Source organism: Listeria sp. MAN/IMW/UF464, assembly GCF_058683955.1.
In genome coordinates this window covers 456999-478508 of the sequence record NZ_JBZWZP010000001.1, presented here as the reverse complement: position 1 = coordinate 478508, position 21510 = coordinate 456999, and the positions used below count along the sequence as shown (strand labels likewise).

Here is a 21510-nt window from a genome sequence, read left to right as displayed (position 1 = left end):
AAGGATGACTAATGGAAAAAAAAGTAGAAGCCATTTTAGAATTTGATAAAATAAAAAAACAACTTGCTGAATTTGCTTCTTCCTCACTAGGGGAGCAAGCGATTTACGAACTTGCTCCAGCTACAGATTTTCAAGTCGTACAAAAAGCGCAACTTGAAACGGAAGAAGGAGCCAAAATTATTCGTTTGCGGGGAAGCGCGCCAATTACTGGTCTAACAGATGTTTTTGCACATTTGAAACGTCTAGAGATTGGTGGCGATTTAAACGGGCTAGAAATCTACCAAATTGGTAGTAACTTGCGTGTAAGCCGCCAAATGAAAAACTTTATGAACGATTTACTAGAAATTGGGGTCGAAATACCATTACTCGGCGCACTTTCTGATGAACTTTTAGTATTAAAAGATGTAGAAGAAGATATTGCCATTTCAATAGATGAAAGTGGGAAAATATTAGATACAGCTAGTGAAGCGCTTAGCTCGATTCGTCGTACTTTGCGCCGGACAGAAGACCGCGTGCGTGAAAAGCTAGAATCTTATTTACGTGATCGCAACGCTTCAAAAATGCTAAGTGATGCGGTTATTACGATTCGAAATGATCGCTATGTTATCCCCGTGAAACAAGAATATAAAGGACATTACGGCGGCATCGTTCATGACCAGTCTGCATCCGGTCAAACGCTCTTCATTGAGCCACAAAGCGTGGTTGATTTAAATAACGAACGCAAAGCCCTTCAAGCGAAAGAAAAACAAGAAATCGAACGAATCCTAGCTGAAATTTCTGCTTCATTAGCTGGCTGGATTAATGAGATTCATCATAATACCTTTATTCTAGGTCGTTTTGATTTCATTCTCGCAAAAGCTCGATTTGGGAAAGCGGTGAAAGCAGTAACGCCACATTTGAGCGATACAGGAATCGTTCATTTAATAGCAGCCAGACATCCGCTTTTAGATGCTGTGAAAGTTGTTGCTAACGATATTTATTTAGGCGAAGATTTTAGTACGATTGTTATTACTGGTCCAAATACAGGTGGTAAAACAATTACGTTAAAAACATTAGGCTTACTTACTTTGATGGCGCAATCAGGCTTACAAATCCCAGCGCAAGAAGATTCGACTATCGCTGTTTTTGAAAACGTATTTGCTGATATTGGCGATGAACAATCCATTGAACAAAGCTTAAGTACTTTCTCGTCCCATATGACAAACATTGTTTCGATCTTAGAAAAAGTAAATCATAAATCACTTATTTTATATGATGAGCTCGGGGCTGGGACGGATCCGCAAGAAGGAGCAGCACTCGCCATTGCCATTCTTGATGCAAGTCACAAAAAAGGCGCAAGTGTTGTTGCAACGACTCACTATCCTGAACTAAAAGCTTATGGCTATAACCGAGCACATGCAACCAATGCTTCCGTTGAATTTAATGTTGAAACACTTAGTCCAACGTACAAACTACTCATTGGCGTACCCGGACGAAGCAATGCATTTGATATTTCACGCCGCCTTGGTTTAAGTGAAAGTATCATTACAGAAGCAAGAAGCCTCGTTGATACCGAAAGTGCAGACTTAAATGATATGATTTCAAGTCTAGAAGAAAAACGAAATCTAGCAGAACGAGAATATGAAGAAGCGCGCGAACTAGCTCGCGGTGCCGATGCTCTTTTAAAAGATTTACAAAAAGAAATTACCAATTATTATCAACAAAAAGATAAATTACTCGAACAAGCAAACGAAAAAGCTGCTGGAATCGTAGAAAAAGCCGAAACAGAAGCCGAAGAAATTATCCACGAACTGCGCACAATGCAATTAAACGGGGCAGCGGGAATCAAAGAACATGAACTAATCGATGCTAAAACAAGACTTGGAAAAGCTAAGCCAAAAACAATTAACAAAGCTATTCCAAAAGCACCAAAACAAAAACCACATGTTTTCCAAGCAGGTGACAATGTTCGCGTCCTATCTCTTGGCCAAAAAGGTACACTTTTAAACAAAATTAGTGATAAAGAATGGAACGTCCAAATCGGCATCATCAAAATGAAAATCAAAACGACCGATTTAGAATATATCGAGCCAGAAAAACCGAAAAAACAACGCATTATCACATCTGTTCATAGTAGTGACTCACCAGCAAAAAGCGAGCTTGATCTACGCGGTGAACGCTACGAAGACGCTATTCAAAAAGTGGATAAATACCTCGATGAAGCATTGCTCGCAGGATACCCGCAAGTAGCAATTATTCATGGTAAAGGTACTGGCGCGCTTAGAACAGGCGTCACGGAATATTTGAAGAATCATCGTATGGTTAAATCCATCCGTTTCGGAGCCGCAGCAGAAGGCGGGAACGGCGTAACAATCGTTGAGTTCAAGTAAACAACTGAGCAAAAACATGGCTCCAAATAGGTCTAGGTGCTATACTGTGTGTACAAAAGTCATAAGGAGTGAATTAAATCATGGTAAAAGAAATTACAGATGCAACATTTGAACAAGAAACTAGCGAAGGCTTAGTATTAACAGATTTCTGGGCAACATGGTGTGGTCCTTGCCGCATGGTGGCTCCAGTTTTAGAAGAAATACAAGAAGAACGCGGCGAAGCACTTAAAATCGTCAAAATGGACGTAGATGAAAACCCAGAAACACCTGGAAGCTTTGGTGTTATGAGTATTCCAACACTTCTTATTAAAAAAGACGGCGAAGTAGTAGAAACAATTATCGGCTACCGTCCAAAAGAAGAACTGGATGAAGTCATCAACAAATACGTTTAAAATTATGCTAAAATGAAAGAAGCTTAGAACAAACATTCTAGGCTTCTTTTTAAATGTGTAACTGGAGTTGATAAAATGTCTTCTGAACATATCCAAAATAAATTAGCGCTTCTGCCGGACCAACCTGGTTGTTATTTGATGAAAGATAGACAAGGAACAATTATTTATGTTGGGAAAGCAAAAGTGTTGAAAAATCGCGTGCGTTCGTATTTTTCAGGTACGCACGATAGTAAAACGCAACGTCTAGTCCAAGAAATTGTGGACTTTGAATATATCGTAACTTCATCCAACGTAGAAGCATTGCTACTTGAAATTAATTTGATAAAAAAACATGACCCACGCTTCAATATTCGCTTAAAAGACGATAAAACTTATCCGTTCATTAAAATTACAAACGAACGACATCCGCGACTAATTATTACCCGCCAAGTAAAGAAAGATAAAGGGAAATATTTCGGTCCGTATCCAAATGTCTACGCTGCAAATGAAGTGAAACGCATTCTAGACCGACTGTATCCACTTCGAAAATGTAGTACATTACCAAATAAAGTGTGTTTGTACTATCATCTCGGACAATGCCTTGCCCCGTGTGTATTTGACGTGGAAGCAAGTAAGTATAAAGAAATGCAAGACGAAATTGTGGCATTCTTAAACGGTGGCTATAAAACCGTTAAAAATGATTTAATGAAAAAAATGCAAGAAGCCGCAGAAAATATGGAATTCGAAAAAGCTGGTGAATTCCGCGACCAAATCAACGCCATCGAAACAACAATGGAAAAACAAAAAATGACGATGAACGATTTCGTTGACCGCGATGTCTTCGGTTACGCCATTGATAAAGGCTGGATGTGCGTCCAAGTATTCTTCATTCGCCAAGGAAAACTCATTGAGCGCGATGTTTCCCAGTTTCCATTTTACAACGATGCTGATGAAGACTTCCTCACATTTATCGGCCAGTTTTATCAAAAAGCAAACCATATTCCACCTAAAGAAATATATTTACCAGATGATGTCGATAGCGAAGCCGTTCAAGCCGTCGTTCCCGACACAAAAATCATCGTACCACAGCGCGGAAACAAAAAAGAACTCGTGAAACTTGCTTACAAAAATGCCAAAATCGCTCTAAACGAGAAATTTATGCTACTTGAACGCAATGAAGAGCGGACAGTCGGGGCAGTTGAACGACTTGGTGAAGCGATGGGGATTCCAACACCATCACGCGTCGAAGCATTTGATAACTCGAATATTCACGGTACAGATCCCGTTTCTGCAATGGTCACATTCCTAGACGGAAAACCAAGTAAAAACGATTACCGCAAATACAAAATCAAAACCGTGGAAGGACCGGATGATTACGCAACAATGCGAGAAGTTATCCGCCGTCGATACTGGCGCGTACTTAAAGAAGGCCTACCAATGCCAGATCTAATATTAATTGATGGTGGGAAAGGACAAATTGATAGCGCCAAAGATGTCCTAACAAACGAACTCGGCTTAGATATTCCAGTAGCCGGACTCGCAAAAGACGATAAGCATCGTACTAGCCAACTATTATTCGGTGATCCTTTAGAAATAGTTCCACTCGAAAGAAACAGCCAAGAATTCTATTTACTGCAACGAATGCAAGATGAAGTCCACCGTTTCGCTATCACATTCCACCGCCAACTACGCAGCAAAACAGGCTTCCAGTCCATTCTTGATGGCATTCCTGGCGTAGGACCTGGCCGCAAGAAAAAACTACTGAAACATTTTGGCTCCATGAAAAAATTAAAAGAAGCATCAGTGGAAGAAATTAAAGAAGCTGGCGTTCCACTTAATGTGGCAGAAGAAGTGCATAAACATATTACCGCGTTTAACGAAAAAGCCAAAAATACCGAACAAAAATAGATTTTAGATAAAGCTAACATACCAATGATTTTTTAGTTATTGGCGTGTTAGCTTTTTTATTTCAGCATCTTAGATTTTTGCTAGGAGTAAAAACAAAAGAAACTCACTCTTCCCTTCAACACATAAATGCGCTAAAATAAAACCATTGATAAAAAAGCACCAAAAAGTCAGGAGGAGCGAGATTGGGACTAGTAGTATTAAAATTTGGCGGAACCTCTGTTAGCACCGTAGATAAAATCGGCAAAACAGCAGATCAAGCCATTTACGAGAAAAAACAAGGTAATAAGGTCATTGTCGTCGTTTCCGCGATGGGTAAATCAACCGACAAATTAGTAGCGATGGCAGAAGAAATCAGTGAAGCTCCAGACAAGCGAGAAATGGATATGTTACTTTCCACCGGCGAACAAATCACGATTGCTTTACTTGCGATGACTTTAAAAGAAAAAGGGCATGATGCTATTTCTTATACAGGATGGCAAGCAGGAATTGAAACAGAAGCAGTACATAGTAACGCAAGAATTGCTGATATTGATAGCGCGCGCATTGAGTCTGCACTTGAAGCTGGACAAATTGTTATTGTTGCAGGGTTCCAAGGTATAACTACAGACGGCGAAATTACAACACTCGGCAGGGGTGGCTCTGATACGACCGCAGTAGCAATCGCATCCGCTTTAAAAGCAGAAAAATGTGCTATTTGTACAGATGTTGTCGGCGTATTCACAACAGATCCCCGTTACGTTAAAAAAGCCCAAAAACTAGAACAACTAACCTATGATGAAATGCTAGAATTAGCCAATCTCGGTGCTGGAGTTTTACATCCACGCTCCGTTGAATATGCGAAAAATTTCCGAATTCCGCTTGAAGTAAGAGCGAGTCATGAACTAGAACCAGGTACAATGATTGAGGAGGATTTAACAATGGAAAATACCAAAGTAGTCCGCGGAATTGCTTTTGAAGATCAAATTACTCGTGTAACCATTCACTGGAAACAAAAAGAAGCGATGCGCGTTTCAAAAGTTTTTACTAAACTAGCAGAAAATAACATTGATGTAGATATTATCATTCAAGGTATCACAGGTCTTGGTCACGGCAACTTATCCTTCACCATTAAAACAAGCGAACTATTAGCTACTCTAGCTGTTTTAGAAGAAAGTAAAGAACTACTTCAAATCGAAAAACTAGAATCCGAGCAAGAACTAGCGAAAGTATCTATTGTTGGTTCCGGTATGGTAAGTAACCCTGGAGTCGCTGCAAAAATGTTTGAAGCTTTAACTGAAAATAATATCCCAATAAAAATGATTAGCACTTCAGAAATCAAAGTTTCGACTGTTGTTCCCGCACGTAAAATGGTAGAAGCAGCACAAGTTTTACATGACCAATTTGAATTAGATAAATAAAAATAAGCTTGAATTAACGAGCTACATCCCAGTTAAGAGGGGCGTAGACAAGTTATTTCAAGCTTATCTTTTTAGTAACGTTCTTCGTTATCAATCGTTTCTTTACGATCCCATTTAACGATAATCGTCACTTGTTTTTTACGTTTATCTATTTCATCGTAACTTTCTGTATAGAGCTTCTTCTGTGTTTGTAATTGCTCTGCGATAAAACCAGCTTCTAATTTAAAAGTTGGATTTTCTTGTGTACGGAACCGCGAAACAACCATGTCACCTTCTAAAAGTAAACGCAACTCATCTTTCTTTTCCTTTAAAATACTAAGTGTCCCAAAAGAGGCTTCTTCAAAGAATTCTCTTATCTCTTCCATGGATTCAAGTGGGAATTTACGCGCTAAGTCTTTCCCAGCCCAGTACATAATGTGAGGCGCTTCATCTCCAAGGATTTCAGGAATTAAATAATCTCGCAGTACATCTAATCCAAAACTTGGAACGAGTGCTTTTTCCTCGTAATTATTCTGTTCATTTTCTGTCATTTCGGATACCTCACTTTCATACACCATTATAACCAAAATAACCCTAAAATGGAAAGCACAATAAATAAATTTCTATAAAAAACCTTTTTTCTCAAAAAAGACTTGCGAAAAAAGCGAAAAAATAAGAAAATGGAAGGTATAGATAAAAAAATTTGGAAATTAATAAAGAAATTGAGGCGAGACTGTGAAACAAGCTATAGGCTTTATCGATTCGGGAGTAGGCGGTTTGACAGTAGTGCGTGAAGTACTAAAGCAGCTACCCCATGAACAAGTATATTATTTAGGTGATACCGCACGTTGCCCTTATGGACCACGCGACAAAGAAGAAGTAGCTCAGTTTACTTGGGAAATGACCAATTTTCTCGTAGATCGTGGCATCAAAATGCTCGTTATTGCATGTAATACTGCAACAGCAGCAGCACTATATGACATTCGTGAAAAACTGGATATTCCTGTTATTGGAGTTATTCAACCTGGCTCAAGAGCAGCTCTTAAAGCAACAAGAAACAACAAAATTGGCGTATTAGGAACGCTTGGCACAGTCGAAAGCATGGCTTACCCAACAGCGCTTAAAGGACTAAACCGCCGAGTAGAAGTAGATTCACTCGCATGTCCGAAATTTGTATCCGTTGTAGAATCTGGCGAGTATAAAAGCGCCATTGCAAAAAAAGTTGTAGCCGAATCGCTCTTACCACTGAAAAGTACCAAGATTGATACGGTGATTTTGGGTTGCACACATTACCCACTTTTAAAACCAATTATCGAAAACTTTATGGGAGATGGCGTTGCGGTCATTAACTCCGGCGAAGAAACTGCTAGCGAAGTCAGTGCTTTACTGGATTACCATAATTTATTAGATGCGACAGACGACGAAATTGAACATCGTTTTTTCACCACTGGTTCCACACAAATTTTCAAAGATATTGCAAAAGACTGGTTAAATATGCCAGATATGACAGTAGAACATATAAAATTAGGAAAATAAGAGGTGCCACTAATGAGATTTGATGGAAGAGAAAAGAATGCATTACGAGAAATCGAAGTAACACCTGATTACTTAATGCACCCAGAAGGTTCTGTTTTAATCGCATCAGGAAATACAAAAGTTATCTGTTCTGCAAGTGTAGAAACAAAAGTACCACCTTTTATGCGCGGGGAAGGTCGTGGCTGGATTTCTGCTGAATATTCCATGTTACCACGAGCAACGAATACACGTAATATCCGCGAATCTTCTAAAGGAAAAGTGACTGGAAGAACAATGGAAATTCAACGTTTAATTGGACGGGCTTTACGTGCCGTGGTTGACTTAGACGCACTTGGTGAACGAACAATTTGGTTAGACTGTGATGTTATCCAAGCCGACGGAGGAACACGCACAGCCTCTATTACTGGTGCATTTATTGCAATGGTCATGGCGATTGCAAAACTAGATGAAGAAGTTCCGTTCACGAAATTCCCAGTCAAAGATTTTCTTGCAGCTACAAGTGTTGGCGTTTTAGAAGAAGGTGGAACAGTACTTGACCTTAACTACGTAGAAGATAGCGCGGCACAAGTCGATATGAATATCATTATGACTGGTAGCGGAGCCTTTGTAGAACTCCAAGGAACAGGCGAAGAAGCTACTTTTTCAGAAGCCGAACTTGCTGAACTAATCGCTCTAGGTAAAAAAGGAATAAGCGAACTAATCGAAATCCAAAAAGAAACACTCGGCGACAAAATCACAGCGCGGATTAAAGGAGAATAAAAAATGAGTAAAATTATTATTGCCACCGCAAATAAAGGAAAAGCAAAAGAATTCGAAAAAATCTTTGCGAAGTTTAATATCGAAGTTGCTACCCTTGCTGATTTTCCAGAAATTGGTGAAATTGAAGAAACAGGCACGACCTTTGCTGAAAATGCTGCTCTTAAAGCAGAAACGGTCGCTAGCTTGCTAAATCAAACAGTTATTGCTGATGATTCAGGTTTAATTGTAGACGCGGTTAACGGGGCTCCTGGTGTCTATTCTGCACGCTACGCTGGAGTCGCTCATGATGATGCAAAAAATAATGAAAAACTACTTAAAAATTTAGAAGGCGTAGAACCAGCAAAAAGAACTGCTCGTTTCCACTGTACACTTGCTGTAGCTACACCCTCTGAGAAAACAAGCTTCTATACAGGAGAGGTAGAAGGCATTATCGCAGAACAACTATGCGGTACAAACGGCTTCGGTTATGATCCACTATTTTTCCTACCAGAATTCGGTCTTACAATGGCAGAAATTCCAGCAGAGAAAAAGAACGAAATCAGCCACCGAGCTAATGCTATTAAACAGCTAGAAAAAGATTTAGCAGAAGTTGTAGAAAAAGTTACTAAAAAGTGAGAGAATAAGTAACAGAGCACTAGGGGGAGGAAATAAAATGAAATTATTAGTAGTTAGCGACAGCCACTCAGAACGTGACTGCTTAATCCATCTTAAAGAAAAATACGAAAATACAGTCGATGCCATGATTCATTGTGGGGATTCTGAATTAGAAGCTGATGATCCAGCGATTCAAGGATTTCATACTGTTCGAGGCAACTGTGATTTTGGCGGAGGCTTTCCAAATGATTGGGTAGGGGAAGTGGATGGCTATCGCATTTTAACCACACACGGACATCTTTACAACATCAAAATGACACTTATGAACTTACGCTACCGAGCTCGCGAATTAAACGCTGATTTCGCATTCTTTGGTCATTCTCATGAACTAGGCGTTGATATGCTAGATGACACTATCATTTTAAACCCAGGAAGCATTTCCTTACCAAGAGGTCGCATTCGTATCAAAACATACGCGCTCATCGACTCTATGCCAGAAGGAATCAAAGTTCGCTTCATGGATCGTGACGATAACGAATTAACTGACCTAACCCAAGTTTTTCCTTTAACAAAGCACAACTAGGTCAAAAGACACCCAAAAAAGAAAAAATGCAATAACTTAAAGAAAACCATTGACAAACAAGCAATTTAAACATAAAATGGTATTTGGCTGTTGAAAAAACAGTGCCATTTGTCCTGATAGCTCAGCTGGATAGAGCAACGGCCTTCTAAGCCGTCGGTCGGGGGTTCGAATCCCTCTCAGGATGTTAAATAAAGCACCATAAACGTTGGTAATACAATGTTTATGGTGCTTTTTGATTTGCGGAAGTTCAAATAATGGTGTTCAAGCAGTTGTATCTATTAAGAGGGGAAGACAACATTGAATGCCTCTTAGAAATAATAAATGCTACTCTAATATGTCTTTTAGTAAATAATATAGGTGAAGACTGATAAAAATCATATGAAATTCTTGTTTGATTTTATAAGTTAATTAGTTAAATAAAAAAGGGGATTTCATTTAAAAAAACAACATATATTTTAAATGAATATGTATTTTTCGAGATATTCGATAAGAGTAAAGCATAAATCGTGTATAATGAACTATATTACGTGTTATCTTGTGATTTAATACACAATATTGTACCTGTCGTTTAAGAAAAAGTTTAAGTAAGCTCTTTTTTTGTTGTTCATGACTAGAAACGGACATTTCATTATATTTTTGGTTATACATTAACTTATTGTATTACGATGAAACTAGACTAGGAGGAGGGAGAAAAACATGAAAAAAGGATTTTTTTACGCTATTTTTATTCTCTTAGTAATAATAGCAAGTACATTATTTGCTCTCAACATCATTTCCAGTGTAGGATGGATGGCTAGTGTTTTTTGTTTAGTGATAGTCGCTATAATATTTACGAACATGACAAAAAAACGGACATAACGGAGGAGAAAACGGTTATATTTTAGAGCATTCGATCCTATTGGCAGATGCTCTTAAAATGTTAAACAGTAAAATAAGGAGAGTTTTTGTTTGTTAAAATAATTTTACCTATCAAATAGTGAAAGCAGCGAGTCATTTCATATAATCACTACTAAGTTAGAATAATACGCTTCCTTACAAAAATCTTCTTACGGTTAGCAGTTTTTTTATATTACGCTTGAATTTCCAAAAACAGGGGTATTGTACAAGTGTTCTAAAAAAAGCTAATTGAAGGAGGATTTTTACATGAAAAAAATGCTACCTGAGAGTAAAGTAGAATCAATAAGAAAAGAAGGATTTTTAAATCGAGCTGTGGAGGCATACCGATTTTTCTATCCAACCGTTTCGAATGTATCAAATTTTAAAGCATTACACGATTTAGGAATTACCGAGAATCACGATTTTATTATTCAACTTACGACTCCTGACTTAAATGTACTGACACAAAATTCAGATACCCCGTATTGTCTTGGAACAGGGAACACAGAGAATGGTCCTGTTGTCATCGAATTACCGCCGGGTGCCATTGTTGGTGTGGCGGATGATATTAATTTTAAATTTATTACGAATATGGGATTAACAGGGGATGAAGAAGGTAAAGGTGCCAAGTATTTATATCTTCCTCCTAATTATGACGGGGATATTCCAGAAGGATACATAGTTCGCAAACCATCTAGTTTTAGGTTTTTAATTTGTTTACGGGCGATGGTCCACCAAGCAAGTGATTATGAAAAAGCATTTGAGTTACTAAAAACAGTGAAATTTTATCCGTTAAAAGAAGCAAAAAATAATCCAACCAGTACTTTCCATGATTTTTCTCATCGTAAAGCCATTTCAACACCTTATTATGTGGAAGGAAAATTCGATTATTGGGAAGTAATCAAATGGGCGCTGGATAATGATGAAACAGATCCAGAATATTACCAAATGTATGGCTTACTAAAAGCAATTGGTTTGGCTCCAAATAAAGAATTTAATCCTGATTCAGACACAAAAGCATTGTTAATTGAAGCTGCCGAAAAAGCAGATAAGATGATGTTTGTGAATTCCTTTAATACAGATGATCCTGCAGCCATTGTTTGGCCAGGGAAAAACTGGGAATGGGCTGTATACGGTGAGAATAATGACTTCTATGAAAAAACGTATTTAAACCTTCCTGTAAGAGAGCGCTGGTTCTATCAAGCGACACTCGAAACACACATGATGTTTATGCATAAAGTCGGATTTGGTTCCGTTTATATGCTAGGGGTGAAAGATAAAGTAGGAAATTATCTGGATGGAGGTAAAAATTATACATTAAAAGTACCAACACCAGTGCCAACGAGTATTTTCTGGTCTGTAACTGTTTATGATATGGATACTCGTTCAGAAATTGTTACTGAGCAGTTTATGCCAGCGCTTAATTCAATTAAAGATACCTTTGAAGTAGATGCTGACGGCAATACAACGCTTTACTTTGGACCAAATCCACCAGAAGATGAGTCGCTACCTTGGATTCAAACTGTTCCTGATGCCAATTGGTTCACGTACTTCCGTATTTACGGACCAACCGAACCAGCCTTTGACAATAGCTGGCAGCTTTATGATTTTGAAGAAGTTAAATAAACAAAAAGAGGCGTAACTTTTAATAGTTGCGCCTCTTTTTATTAATCATTAAGTCCTAATCCATCTAAAATCGTTGCTTCATATTTCTCAATGCGCGAAACACGCGTTTTTGATTGCTTTGGAGCCGCAAAATAAAGCAAGTACGCTTTTTGGCGACCAGGAGTTAACGCTTCAAAAGCTGTTTTTAAAGCAGGTAATTCCTCAAATTTCACAAGTAACTCTTCTGGAATAGGCGTTTCCGCTCTTGGTTTAAGCGCTACTTCTAAACCAGCTTTTTCAACTTCGATTGCATTTTGAATATATTTTTTTAAAATCTCTTTTTGATCAAGAATTTCTTGTAAATTAGTGAAGCGAATTTGCCTAGCAGCTTGCACATTTTCTGTTTGCTGCACTAAAATATTGTCCGGATCACGGAGTAGTGCGCCTTTCATAAAGAGTAATGCACAGTAGTTTTTAAAACCATGAATTAAGAAAACGTTGCTGCCATTAAGAGCGTAACAAGGTTTCCCCCATTTAAATTCTTCTTCTAGTTCAAATGTGATAGCTATTTCTCTTAATGCTTTGAATTCAGCTTGCCAGGTAGAAGGTTTATTAAGGAACGAATCTACTTTGGGATTTAATTCTGTCTTTGCCATAAAGAATACCTCTTTTCTAATCTTAAATATGTGTTGTTTTACCTCTTACAAATATGCTTTTTTAGGACAAAATGACTTAAAGAAAGAACCTGAAACTTATCCCAGGTTCTTTTGCTTTTAGGATAAATTAAGCTGCCAACCAATACCAAACTTATCAGTAACTTGACCATATTTTTCTGACCAAAATGTTTTTCCGAGTGGCATAATAATATTGCCGCCTTCCGCAAGTTGATGGAATTGTTTTGTCAGTTTTATTTCGTCCGTTGTATCGATAACGAGTGTGATATTGTCTCCAAATGTAAGTGGCATAGACTTCGGCACATCGGAAAACATGACTTTTACTCCATCGAGTACTAAACTAGCATTCATTACTAAATCTTTTAGCGAATCTTCTATAGGTTCTTCAGCGGACTCGATTTCCCCATATGTCATCAAATCTGTACACTTTGTTCCAAAAATTTCTTCATAAAACGCGATAGCATCTCTGGATTGTGTTCTAAAATTCAAGTAAACATTTAACGTCATTTGAATTCCTCCTCGATTTTTATTCGCTATAGTTCTATTCATTTTGGTGTATTTATTATAGCAGATACGATGAAAAAGAGGAAAAATTAAGCTAATTATTACTTGACTTAGAGCTACTCCAAGGTGATAGACTTGAAATAAGATATAGATACGGGGAATTTATATGAAAAAAACAATGTATTTAATGCGCCACGGTCAAACTTTATTTAACCAACGCAAAAAAATTCAAGGATTTTGCGATGCACCACTTACAGAACTAGGCATTAAACAGGCAAAAATAGCGGGAAGTTACTTTAAAGAAAACAATATTACATTCGACAAAGCATATAGTTCTACTTCAGAGCGTGCATGCGACACTTTAGAGCTTGTTACGACAAAAGAATACACTCGTCTAAAAGGATTAAAAGAATGGAATTTCGGTACTTTTGAAGGGGAGAGCGAAGACTTAAACCCGCCGCTGCCATATGGTGACTTCTTTGAGACCTTTGGAGGCGAGCGTGAAGCTGATTTTAGAGATCGTTTAGTGAAAACAATGGAAAGTATTATGAGCCAAGATGACCATGATACTGTTCTCGCTGTATCACACGGAGCCGCTTGCGCTCAGTTTGCCCGTTACTGGGAAAAAACGAGCAAAATTGGCAAAGTAACAGGATTAAAAAACTGCTGTATTTTAAAATTTGAATATGAAAACGGTCAATTCACATTAGTCAATTTTATTAATCATGATTTTGATAAAGAGACACATATAGAAAGCGCCAAATGAAAAAAGCACTCGTAAATGAGTGCTTTTTTCTTATTGAAACAAATTCTTTATTTTATCCAAAAACCCACCAGTTAACTCATTCGCTGTATCTTGCAAGTTTTCTGTAAGGCCGCTCGCTTTATCCTGTAAGTTTTCTGTTAAATTGGTTGCTTCATTTTGCAGATTCTCAGTGACATTACTTGCTTGTTCGCCAAGCTCAGATGCTTTGGTTGTTGCCTCTTCTGTCAGTGTTCCTAGATTTTCCAGGGGCAGGGACTCGGTAACTTTATTCTTCAAATCATCTAAATTCATTGTTTCCTCCTTATTTTGGAAGCTTAGAGTCCATTTTAAAGGAAGTAGGAGCGAAGTACAAACAATTCGTTCCGTCATTTGTGAAAAAATATGGTATGATGATATGAGGAAATGAGGACTGACATGAATAATTTAAAATTAAGTGAAGAAATTAAAAGAGCCATTAATGAACTAGGATATAAAGAAGCTACCCCTGTTCAAAAAGCAGTAATTCCAGTTGCCTTAACAGGTGAAGACATTGTTGCTAAATCACAAACTGGTAGCGGGAAAACAGCAGCATTTGCGATTCCAATTGCAGAACAGGTTGTTTGGGAAGAAAACAAACCACAAGCGCTAATTATCGTACCAACGAGAGAGCTTGCAATGCAGGTGAAGACTGAATGTACAAATATTGGGCGATTTAAACGAATTAAAGCAGCAGCAATATATGGACAATCACCTTTTGCTAAACAAAAATTAGAATTAAGTCAAAAAAATCATATTGTTGTTGGAACTCCGGGTCGATTACTGGACCATATCGAAAAAGGATCACTTAATGTCGATAAAGTAGCCCATTTAGTTTTAGATGAAGTAGACGAAATGTTAAGCATGGGCTTTATTGACCAAGTAGAAGATATTCTTAGCCGTTTACCAAAACAGCGTCAAAACTTATTTTTCTCAGCGACATTACCTGAAGAAATGCAAGATTTAATTAAACGCTATCAAGATAATCCGATGGTAATTGAAATGGCTTCCGAAAAAACAAATCCAATTTTTCATGTGGAAATGCAAACGGATAATAAAGAAAAAACGTTAAAAGATGTTTTAATTACTGAAAATCCTGACAGTGCAATTATTTTTTGCAATACGAAAAATCAAGTCGATGAACTCACCGATTTACTCGATGTAAAAGCTAGTAAAATTCATGGCGGTTTAAGACAAGAAGATCGTTTCCGCGCTATGGATGATTTCAAAAGCGGAAAATCACGTTTCTTAATTGCGACAGATGTAGCCGGTCGAGGAATTGATGTTGATAATGTTTCGCTTGTAATTAATTACGATTTACCAATTGAAAAAGAGAACTACGTGCACCGAATCGGACGTACTGGCCGTGCTGGAAAAAGTGGAAAAGCTATCAGTTTTGTTAAAACGAATGAAAATCCGCTTCTTCGTGATATAGAAGAAATGCTAAATATTACGATTGAGAAAAAGCGGAAACCAACTATCATCGAAGTAAAAGCAAATGAAGAAGCTTTCCGTAAAAAACAACAAAAACGCCCAACCATAAAGAAAGCTCGCGGTGAAAAACTAAATAAAAATATTATGAAACTTTATTTTAACGGTGGTAAAAAGAAAAAAATCCGTGCGGTAGATTTTGTTGGAACCATTTCTAAATTAGAAGGGATTACAGCGGAAGATATTGGTATTATTACGATTGAAGACCATGTATCCTTTGTCGAAATTTTAAACGGAAAAGGCCCAGCTGTCCTTGAAATGATGCGCTCACGAAAAGTGAAAGGCAGACGTCTCAAAGTCAACGAAGCAAGAAAACGATAATTTAAAGCAAAGAAGGTCACGCAATGGAAAGGCCAGATAATCGACTTATTATAATGGTGTTAGAAGTTGTCAAAAATCCTGTATACAATATAAAATCATTAACCATCAATTTTCTGCAAAGTGATATTGTTGGCAATTCTACGAGAAATGAGTTGTTATACTGCACTTACTGGCTTGAATTTCATGGCTTTATCATACGTGACGAAAATAATAATAATAAAAAATATTATAGTATGACGCAGCAAGGTAATCATTTACTTCAAAAAATTAAAAATGAACTTTCTTAGTTTGTTCATACTTTTTTCATATTTATTCGGTATATTAAGAGTAACCTTTTTTTCAATGAAATATCTCACCTGACAGCATCCGTTTCCCAACCTAAACACGGATGCTGTTATTTTTTATGCCGTTAAATATGCTATACTAATAAAAACGAAAAAAGAAGGTTAAACTATGTATAAATACACGCTCTGCTTTATCCAAAGAGCTGATGAAATTTTATTATTAAACAGACAAAAATCCCCTTGGATGGGAAGTTGGAACGGCGTTGGTGGAAAAATCGAGCCCGGAGAATCACTCATTGAATCTATCAAACGTGAAATTAAAGAAGAGACTGGAATTAATGCAGCCGACTACGAAATACGTGATATTGGTGAAATGAAATGGTTTGTAGAAGGGGAGAACCTTGGCGGCATGCATTTGTTTGTTGCTAAACTGAAAGATGACTTTATATACCAAACCCCGCTGGCAACCGATGAAGGAATTCTCGACTTTAAAAAAATATCATGGATACTTAATCAAGAGAATACTGGTGTAGTGAACAATCTACCTTATCTGATCAAACATGTTCCGGATGATTTGAAGAGAATAGAAGTTACAACAAAATACCGTGAAAATACATTATTACATATTAGCCATCAAGTCTTATAAAAAAAGCATTGCGCTGATTCGCAATGCTTCCATTTATCAAGATGTAGTAAAATAATTAGCTTCCCATCTACTAATTAAATTTTGAGCATCATCGGTAGATAATTTTTTATGGCCGATAATTTGTTCTTTCGCAATTTCTAGACTTTCAAAATGATCAATTAATCGCTGCGATGGGTTATTAATATAGACATCGCTAAGCAAAATAGAATGATTTTTTTCACTTTCAATCGCTCGGACTCCTACGATATAACCTGCTGCGGTAATGAGTAATAATTTATTCATAATTCTTCGCTCCCTTTTAGTTGTTCATGTGCGCCACTGGACACTTTTTTTCTGGATAAAAACATGTAAATAAATACGCAAACAAATGCGATAGCACCAGCGATAATGTAAATCCCTTGGAATGAAAGAACATGATGAATTTCACCCATAATATAAGGTCCGATACCAAGGCCTAAATCAAGCCCAATAAAGTAAGTAGATAAACCAATGCCAATACGGTGGGGTTCACAAACTTTCAAACAAACAGCTTGTCCATTCGACATAAAAGTTCCATAACCTAAACCAATTAATCCACCTGAAATAAGTAAAACAATACTTGATGTTGCAGTACTAAGCACAACTAGACCAACTGCTAAAAAGAGATAACTAGGATACATGACATATTTTTCACCTTTTGCATCAAATAGTTTCCCTGACATAGGTCTGGTAAAAGTAATAACTAACGCATAGACAACAAAGAAAAAAGTACCAGCGCTAACTAAATTAATTTCTCGCGCATACGAAGCAAGGAAGGTAAGTACGCTTGAATAAGAAATCCCCATCAAAAAGGCAATAAAAGTAATCGGAATAACTTTCGTTTCAATAAAACTTTTGACAGTCCAAGTTTGTAATGCTGTCCGATGTTCTTTTGTTAAAACAATATTTTTTACTGGTAGATAGAAACAAAGCAGTGCAGTTAATAAGACAATGACCGTGGAAAAAATAATAATCGTATAAAAGCTTGTTTTGCTTAACAAAATCATTCCAATAAATGGTCCAATGGCAGCAGCAAGACTCGTACTAAGACCATAATAATTAATGCCTTCTCCGTTTCTAGAATTAGGAATATAAGCAGTGACAATGGCGTTTGTTGCAGTAGAAGTTGTTCCGTATGCAAACCCATTTAAAAAGCGAATAATAAACATAATTGCAATCGTCGGCATGTATAAGTAAGCCATCGTCGTTACTAAGAAAAATAAAATACCAAATCTTAAAACTTGCTTGCGACCAAATAACTCAAGCTTTTTCCCCATATAAAGTCTAGCAAGGAGCGTACCAATAATATAAATACCAGAAGCAAAACCCGCTTCGCCGAGTGATGCACCCAGCTCTTCTTGGGCAATGACAGCAATAATCACCATCAGCAAATAATAGACAAGATAAACGACAAAGTTAATCAATGTTATTAAAACAAAACCCTTATTAAATAATTTTTCTTTCATAAATTAAAATCCCTTCCTACGTGTGATTTATCTCAGCGACAAAGAGTATTATAGGCGAAATTTTAAGAGTAGACTTTTTAATTTGGTAATTATTTCTGATATATACAAATTTGTATAACATATGTTGAAAAAATAGGGAATAGTATTTTGTATGATTAATATGCTTTAACTGGAATGACAAAAAGGAGGTTAAGAACATGAAACAAAATATTCTTAATAATTATGTAAGCACAAATGATTTTCCAGTTATTACAAGGGGAAAACGTAAATATTTAACTTACGAAGGGCTTGAAGATTCTTATGTGTACATACTTAAAAAAGGGATTATTAAAACGAGTATTATCTCAAGGGATGGCAGGGAATTTAATTTAAACTACATTAATAAAATGGATATTATCTCACTTTTAAAAGATGAGTATTCTCAATTTGCCAATGCGCCGTTCAATATTCGTGTGGAGTCAGACACAGCAGAACTATATCAAGTAGACCGAGTACGTTTTTGGAAAGATGTAAACCGTGACGTTGATCTGCAAATTTATGTCAAAGATTATTATCGCACAAGACTTTTACAATCCATCAAAAAAATGCAGCAAATGCTGATGAACGGGAAACTTGGCGCAATTTGCACACAGTTATACGAGCTTTATACACTTTTCGGCGTGGAAATCGAAAAAGATCAATTTTTAATCGATTTTTTAGTGAGTAATGAAGAAATTGGTCACTTTTGCGGAATAAATTCAGCGAGCAGTGTCAATCGGATTTTTCAACAATTAAAAAAAGAGGGCGTCATCACCATGAAAAATCGCTATATTATCATAAAAAAATTAGATGTTATTCAAGAAAACGTAATTTTTTAAAGGATAACAGTAGAAAAGCACTGCAATCATAATTTGCAGTGCTTTTCTATCCTCTTTTTTTAAATGTATATCGAACTCTAAGTGTAATAAGCCCAATGATGATTAGCAAAGAGCCAACCAGCATATTTTCTAAGTCGCTAAAGTCCCAAAAAATAGAAATTCCGATATTAGATAGTCCCAAAAAAACAAAAACCAAGCCAACAACAAGTAAAACCATATATGCCGGTTTAGATATTTTCATAAGGACGCCTCACTTACATTAAAAATAATTTCCACATCATTGTAACATAAGTTTCATAAAACAACATCATTCGCTTGTAATTTGTTTTGTGAATCCTTCTCCAACAACACTTTGCACGTCATTAATAATAAAGAATGCTTTTTCGTCATATTTATTCACGATTTTTGTTAGTGGGAGAAGTTGATCACGACTAATCACGATATAAAGGATTTTTTTATCTTGACGCATATAGAATCCTTGACCGTTAAACAGCGTAATACCTCGTTCCAAATTCGCATCGATTTCGGTAGCAATTTCTTCATAGTAGTCAGAAATAATCGTAACAGATTTTTTAGGATTATAACCTTCTAGGATGAAATCAAGCACTTTTGTAGAAATATAAAGTGAAACAACCGTAAATAGCATATTTTCAAAACCAATAACAAAAACAGAAGGGATAACGACAATTAAATCAAAGAATAATAGCGCATAACTAGTATTCCAACCTAAATATTTATTTGCTATTTTTGCTAAAATAGCACTTCCAGCAGTAGTTCCGCCGCCGTTCATAATAAGCCCCATACCAATTCCCATCATTAATCCAGCAAAAATCGCTGCCACGATAGATTGGCTTGCAACAAAAGCAAGCGGTTCAGAAAAATGTAAGAATAGCGAAGTGAAACTAATCGCGACAATCGTCCAAACAATCGTCATGCGATCCAAAAACTTATAACCAATAACAAGTAAAATACCATTAAAAATAAACGTCGTAATCGCTGGAGTCCAACCAAGCAAGTAGTAAAGCATCATCGTTAACCCCGTAACGCCGCCTTCCCCAAGATTATTAGGGATTGCAAAAACATTGACCGCAAGCGAGAATATAAGCGCTCCAACAATAATTTTTGCGATGTTCCAACCAGTTTTATTTTTCATATCCATTTCTCCTTTCCACACAAAAAAAGACCCAAGAACACCGCGAAATCGGCACTCTGGAGTCTTTTTATAAAAAAAGCATTAACTGACATCTCTGTCATTAATTGTCTCACCATAAAAAATTGCTATTCATTTCAACACAATTTACAATATACTATAAAAAATAAGCTGCTTCAAGCACTATTAAGTAAAAAAATTAACCGAAGATCGCTAAGAATGGCATTAAATTAAGTAAAAATAAACCAACAAGAACACTAATAACAATTTTGATGACAAGCGGTTTTTCACTTTCTGTTTTTTTCACCTTGATTCCCTCCCTATTAGATGCTTACTTTGCCCAGTGTACAAATTCATTTTTTAGTGGCATATAAGTGGCAGTTTTTTTCTTATAAATCTGATAAGCAAATAAAAATCCAAGAAATGCTGGAACGATAATTGCGATAATAGTTAAAATAACTTTAGTCATAGAAAATACCTCCTCTTAAATCAAAACAAAAGAACAAATCTTACTACTATTAGTGTAACAAATTTCACGTGATTTTGGTAATAAAGCGGACTAGCAAATTTCGGTTACATTTATCTGCAAATATGCTACAATAGCGGTGGGTGAGTTAATTTGAATAAAAAAAATAAGTTTTTTGACATTTATTTAGAATTAGAGCAAGATATTACATCCGGCGTTTATCCAGCAGGCACACTACTTCCGAGTGAAAATGTCCTGGCCAAGCGTTTTTCAGTATCCCGTGAAACAATCAGAAAAGCACTTGTTTTACTACTTGAAAACGGCTGTATTCAAAAGCTCCAAGGTAAAGGATCGATTGTAATTGATAGGGAACGATATTCATTTCCAGTTTCGGGATTAACTAGTTTTAAAGAATTACAAAAATCCGAACATATGAATGCGACCACCAAAGTAATTCGAAACGAGCGAGCAACCTTGCCAAATCGTATTGCTGATTTCGCTGGTCTTCCGCGTGGATCATCTTGTTTAGCTATCTTGAGAGTTCGTTATTTAGAAGGAGAAGCAACCATTCTAGACTACGATTATTTATTAGACAATACCAATCCGATTGAAACCGAGATTTTAGAAGACTCTCTTTATCAGTACTTAGAAAATGAAAAAGGCTATGAAATCAGTTACGCTCAAAAAGAAATTACGGTTGAGCCGCTGAACGCAGAAGATAAGAAATACTTAGCGCTCCACGGTGATACTCATGTGGTTGTCGTAAAAAGCACCGTATTTCTAAAAGACACAACTCTTTTTCAATATACAGAGTCACGTCACCGATTGGATAAATTTCGTTTTATTGATTTTGCTAGAAGACGTTAAAAGGCCCG

General features: G+C 36.7%; 24 protein-coding genes and 1 tRNA gene. 16 read left to right on the top strand and 9 right to left on the bottom strand.

From position 1 onward, the window contains the following. Positions 1-11 precede the first annotated feature (11 nt). From AC4PG0_RS02400 to AC4PG0_RS02385, 4 genes are all read left to right on the top strand, one after another. Positions 12-2369, top strand: coding sequence for an endonuclease MutS2 (locus tag AC4PG0_RS02400; protein ID WP_492167480.1), 2358 nt, complete (start codon positions 12-14; stop codon positions 2367-2369). An 80-nt stretch (positions 2370-2449) separates the two neighbouring features. Next, on the top strand, positions 2450-2761 hold the full coding sequence (trxA, locus tag AC4PG0_RS02395; RefSeq protein ID WP_003723853.1) for a thioredoxin: 312 nt from the start codon (positions 2450-2452) through the stop codon (positions 2759-2761). A 75-nt stretch (positions 2762-2836) separates the two neighbouring features. After that, positions 2837-4648 carry an excinuclease ABC subunit UvrC gene (gene uvrC / locus AC4PG0_RS02390; RefSeq protein WP_003771538.1) on the top strand — a complete coding sequence of 604 codons (1812 nt, stop codon included), beginning with the start codon at positions 2837-2839 and terminating at the stop codon, positions 4646-4648. Positions 4649-4830: 182 nt separating this feature from the next. Continuing rightward, on the top strand, positions 4831-6045 hold the full coding sequence (locus AC4PG0_RS02385) for an aspartate kinase (protein ID WP_003761883.1): 1215 nt from the start codon (positions 4831-4833) through the stop codon (positions 6043-6045). A gap of 71 nt (positions 6046-6116) precedes the next feature. Here the strand turns inward: AC4PG0_RS02385 and AC4PG0_RS02380 are convergent, their stop codons facing one another. After that, positions 6117-6611 carry a YslB family protein gene (locus AC4PG0_RS02380; RefSeq protein ID WP_072218612.1) on the bottom strand — a complete coding sequence of 165 codons (495 nt, stop codon included), beginning with the start codon at positions 6609-6611 and terminating at the stop codon, positions 6117-6119. 148 nt (positions 6612-6759) lie between these two features. Here AC4PG0_RS02380 and racE point away from each other — a divergent pair, with 148 nt between their 5' ends. From racE to AC4PG0_RS02350, 6 genes are all read left to right on the top strand, one after another. Next, complete coding sequence (gene racE, locus AC4PG0_RS02375; RefSeq protein WP_003761886.1) at positions 6760-7560, top strand: glutamate racemase; 801 nt, start codon at positions 6760-6762, stop codon at positions 7558-7560. Between the two features lie 12 nt (positions 7561-7572). Further along, positions 7573-8319, top strand: coding sequence for a ribonuclease PH (rph, locus tag AC4PG0_RS02370; RefSeq protein ID WP_003761888.1), 747 nt, complete (start codon positions 7573-7575; stop codon positions 8317-8319). 3 nt (positions 8320-8322) lie between these two features. After that, positions 8323-8934, top strand: coding sequence for an XTP/dITP diphosphatase (locus AC4PG0_RS02365; RefSeq protein WP_492167481.1), 612 nt, complete (start codon positions 8323-8325; stop codon positions 8932-8934). A 37-nt stretch (positions 8935-8971) separates the two neighbouring features. Further along, positions 8972-9496 carry a metallophosphoesterase gene (locus tag AC4PG0_RS02360; protein WP_492167482.1) on the top strand — a complete coding sequence of 175 codons (525 nt, stop codon included), beginning with the start codon at positions 8972-8974 and terminating at the stop codon, positions 9494-9496. 110 nt (positions 9497-9606) lie between these two features. Beyond that, positions 9607-9680: transfer RNA gene (locus AC4PG0_RS02355), tRNA-Arg, on the top strand. 959 nt (positions 9681-10639) lie between these two features. Then, a complete protein-coding gene (locus tag AC4PG0_RS02350; RefSeq protein WP_045554105.1) occupies positions 10640-11998 on the top strand; it encodes a DUF1254 domain-containing protein in 1359 nt (452 codons plus the stop codon). Between the two features lie 41 nt (positions 11999-12039). Here AC4PG0_RS02350 and AC4PG0_RS02345 read toward each other — a convergent pair whose 3' ends face one another. Further along, a complete protein-coding gene (locus AC4PG0_RS02345) occupies positions 12040-12633 on the bottom strand; it encodes a YdeI/OmpD-associated family protein (RefSeq protein ID WP_492167483.1) in 594 nt (197 codons plus the stop codon). A 117-nt stretch (positions 12634-12750) separates the two neighbouring features. Then, entirely contained in the window at positions 12751-13158 is a 408-nt protein-coding gene (locus AC4PG0_RS02340) for a VOC family protein (protein WP_010990829.1), read from the bottom strand. 163 nt (positions 13159-13321) lie between these two features. Between AC4PG0_RS02340 and AC4PG0_RS02335 the strand changes: the two genes are divergently transcribed. After that, complete coding sequence (locus tag AC4PG0_RS02335; protein ID WP_033533096.1) at positions 13322-13921, top strand: histidine phosphatase family protein; 600 nt, start codon at positions 13322-13324, stop codon at positions 13919-13921. Positions 13922-13951: 30 nt separating this feature from the next. Here AC4PG0_RS02335 and AC4PG0_RS02330 read toward each other — a convergent pair whose 3' ends face one another. Beyond that, positions 13952-14212, bottom strand: coding sequence for a hypothetical protein (locus tag AC4PG0_RS02330; RefSeq protein WP_010990835.1), 261 nt, complete (start codon positions 14210-14212; stop codon positions 13952-13954). Positions 14213-14335: 123 nt separating this feature from the next. On the opposite strand from AC4PG0_RS02330, the gene dbpA reads away from it, so the two are divergent. The 3 genes from dbpA (at position 14336) to AC4PG0_RS02315 (ending at position 16678) form a co-directional block, all read left to right on the top strand. Further along, the gene (gene dbpA, locus AC4PG0_RS02325) at positions 14336-15748 is read left to right on the top strand and encodes an ATP-dependent RNA helicase DbpA (RefSeq protein ID WP_010990836.1); all 1413 of its coding nucleotides are present in this window, start codon (positions 14336-14338) and stop codon (positions 15746-15748) included. A 23-nt stretch (positions 15749-15771) separates the two neighbouring features. After that, positions 15772-16035 carry a DUF3116 family protein gene (locus tag AC4PG0_RS02320; protein ID WP_033533095.1) on the top strand — a complete coding sequence of 88 codons (264 nt, stop codon included), beginning with the start codon at positions 15772-15774 and terminating at the stop codon, positions 16033-16035. A 166-nt stretch (positions 16036-16201) separates the two neighbouring features. Further along, positions 16202-16678, top strand: a complete 477-nt coding sequence (locus AC4PG0_RS02315) for an NUDIX hydrolase (RefSeq protein WP_010990837.1) — start codon at positions 16202-16204, stop codon at positions 16676-16678. 36 nt (positions 16679-16714) lie between these two features. On the opposite strand, the gene AC4PG0_RS02310 is transcribed toward AC4PG0_RS02315, so the two are convergent. Then, entirely contained in the window at positions 16715-16960 is a 246-nt protein-coding gene (locus AC4PG0_RS02310) for a hypothetical protein (RefSeq protein WP_003761904.1), read from the bottom strand. Beyond that, a complete protein-coding gene (locus AC4PG0_RS02305; protein ID WP_003771551.1) occupies positions 16957-18162 on the bottom strand; it encodes an MFS transporter in 1206 nt (401 codons plus the stop codon). Before AC4PG0_RS02305 ends, AC4PG0_RS02310 begins: the two co-directional genes overlap by 4 nt. A 197-nt stretch (positions 18163-18359) precedes the next feature. Here AC4PG0_RS02305 and AC4PG0_RS02300 point away from each other — a divergent pair, with 197 nt between their 5' ends. Continuing rightward, positions 18360-19019, top strand: a complete 660-nt coding sequence (locus AC4PG0_RS02300) for a Crp/Fnr family transcriptional regulator (protein ID WP_003761907.1) — start codon at positions 18360-18362, stop codon at positions 19017-19019. 46 nt (positions 19020-19065) lie between these two features. On the opposite strand, the gene AC4PG0_RS02295 is transcribed toward AC4PG0_RS02300, so the two are convergent. From AC4PG0_RS02295 to AC4PG0_RS02285, 3 genes are all read right to left on the bottom strand, one after another. Continuing rightward, complete coding sequence (locus tag AC4PG0_RS02295; protein ID WP_003761910.1) at positions 19066-19260, bottom strand: hypothetical protein; 195 nt, start codon at positions 19258-19260, stop codon at positions 19066-19068. A gap of 66 nt (positions 19261-19326) precedes the next feature. Continuing rightward, positions 19327-20172, bottom strand: coding sequence for a YitT family protein (locus tag AC4PG0_RS02290; RefSeq protein ID WP_003766635.1), 846 nt, complete (start codon positions 20170-20172; stop codon positions 19327-19329). A 328-nt stretch (positions 20173-20500) separates the two neighbouring features. Continuing rightward, positions 20501-20638, bottom strand: coding sequence for a hypothetical protein (locus AC4PG0_RS02285; protein ID WP_003761913.1), 138 nt, complete (start codon positions 20636-20638; stop codon positions 20501-20503). A gap of 150 nt (positions 20639-20788) precedes the next feature. On the opposite strand from AC4PG0_RS02285, the gene treR reads away from it, so the two are divergent. Next, entirely contained in the window at positions 20789-21502 is a 714-nt protein-coding gene (gene treR, locus AC4PG0_RS02280) for a trehalose operon repressor (protein ID WP_003771559.1), read from the top strand. Positions 21503-21510 lie beyond the last annotated feature (8 nt).

What these genes read in the sequence shown, in the direction of transcription:
- AC4PG0_RS02400 (WP_492167480.1), top strand. Translation starts at nt 12, where the DNA reads ATGGAAAAAAAAGTAGAAGCCATTTTAGAATTTGATAAAATAAAAAAA.
- trxA (WP_003723853.1), top strand. Translation starts at nt 2,450, where the DNA reads ATGGTAAAAGAAATTACAGATGCAACATTTGAACAAGAAACTAGCGAA.
- uvrC (WP_003771538.1), top strand. Translation starts at nt 2,837, where the DNA reads ATGTCTTCTGAACATATCCAAAATAAATTAGCGCTTCTGCCGGACCAA.
- rph (WP_003761888.1), top strand. Translation starts at nt 7,573, where the DNA reads ATGAGATTTGATGGAAGAGAAAAGAATGCATTACGAGAAATCGAAGTA.
- AC4PG0_RS02365 (WP_492167481.1), top strand. Translation starts at nt 8,323, where the DNA reads ATGAGTAAAATTATTATTGCCACCGCAAATAAAGGAAAAGCAAAAGAA.
- AC4PG0_RS02360 (WP_492167482.1), top strand. Translation starts at nt 8,972, where the DNA reads ATGAAATTATTAGTAGTTAGCGACAGCCACTCAGAACGTGACTGCTTA.
- AC4PG0_RS02350 (WP_045554105.1), top strand. Translation starts at nt 10,640, where the DNA reads ATGAAAAAAATGCTACCTGAGAGTAAAGTAGAATCAATAAGAAAAGAA.
- AC4PG0_RS02345 (WP_492167483.1), bottom strand. Translation starts at nt 12,633, where the DNA reads ATGGCAAAGACAGAATTAAATCCCAAAGTAGATTCGTTCCTTAATAAA.
- AC4PG0_RS02340 (WP_010990829.1), bottom strand. Translation starts at nt 13,158, where the DNA reads ATGACGTTAAATGTTTACTTGAATTTTAGAACACAATCCAGAGATGCT.
- AC4PG0_RS02335 (WP_033533096.1), top strand. Translation starts at nt 13,322, where the DNA reads ATGAAAAAAACAATGTATTTAATGCGCCACGGTCAAACTTTATTTAAC.
- AC4PG0_RS02330 (WP_010990835.1), bottom strand. Translation starts at nt 14,212, where the DNA reads ATGAATTTAGATGATTTGAAGAATAAAGTTACCGAGTCCCTGCCCCTG.
- dbpA (WP_010990836.1), top strand. Translation starts at nt 14,336, where the DNA reads ATGAATAATTTAAAATTAAGTGAAGAAATTAAAAGAGCCATTAATGAA.
- AC4PG0_RS02320 (WP_033533095.1), top strand. Translation starts at nt 15,772, where the DNA reads ATGGAAAGGCCAGATAATCGACTTATTATAATGGTGTTAGAAGTTGTC.
- AC4PG0_RS02315 (WP_010990837.1), top strand. Translation starts at nt 16,202, where the DNA reads ATGTATAAATACACGCTCTGCTTTATCCAAAGAGCTGATGAAATTTTA.
- AC4PG0_RS02310 (WP_003761904.1), bottom strand. Translation starts at nt 16,960, where the DNA reads ATGAATAAATTATTACTCATTACCGCAGCAGGTTATATCGTAGGAGTC.
- AC4PG0_RS02305 (WP_003771551.1), bottom strand. Translation starts at nt 18,162, where the DNA reads ATGAAAGAAAAATTATTTAATAAGGGTTTTGTTTTAATAACATTGATT.
- AC4PG0_RS02300 (WP_003761907.1), top strand. Translation starts at nt 18,360, where the DNA reads ATGAAACAAAATATTCTTAATAATTATGTAAGCACAAATGATTTTCCA.
- AC4PG0_RS02295 (WP_003761910.1), bottom strand. Translation starts at nt 19,260, where the DNA reads ATGAAAATATCTAAACCGGCATATATGGTTTTACTTGTTGTTGGCTTG.
- AC4PG0_RS02290 (WP_003766635.1), bottom strand. Translation starts at nt 20,172, where the DNA reads ATGAAAAATAAAACTGGTTGGAACATCGCAAAAATTATTGTTGGAGCG.
- AC4PG0_RS02285 (WP_003761913.1), bottom strand. Translation starts at nt 20,638, where the DNA reads ATGACTAAAGTTATTTTAACTATTATCGCAATTATCGTTCCAGCATTT.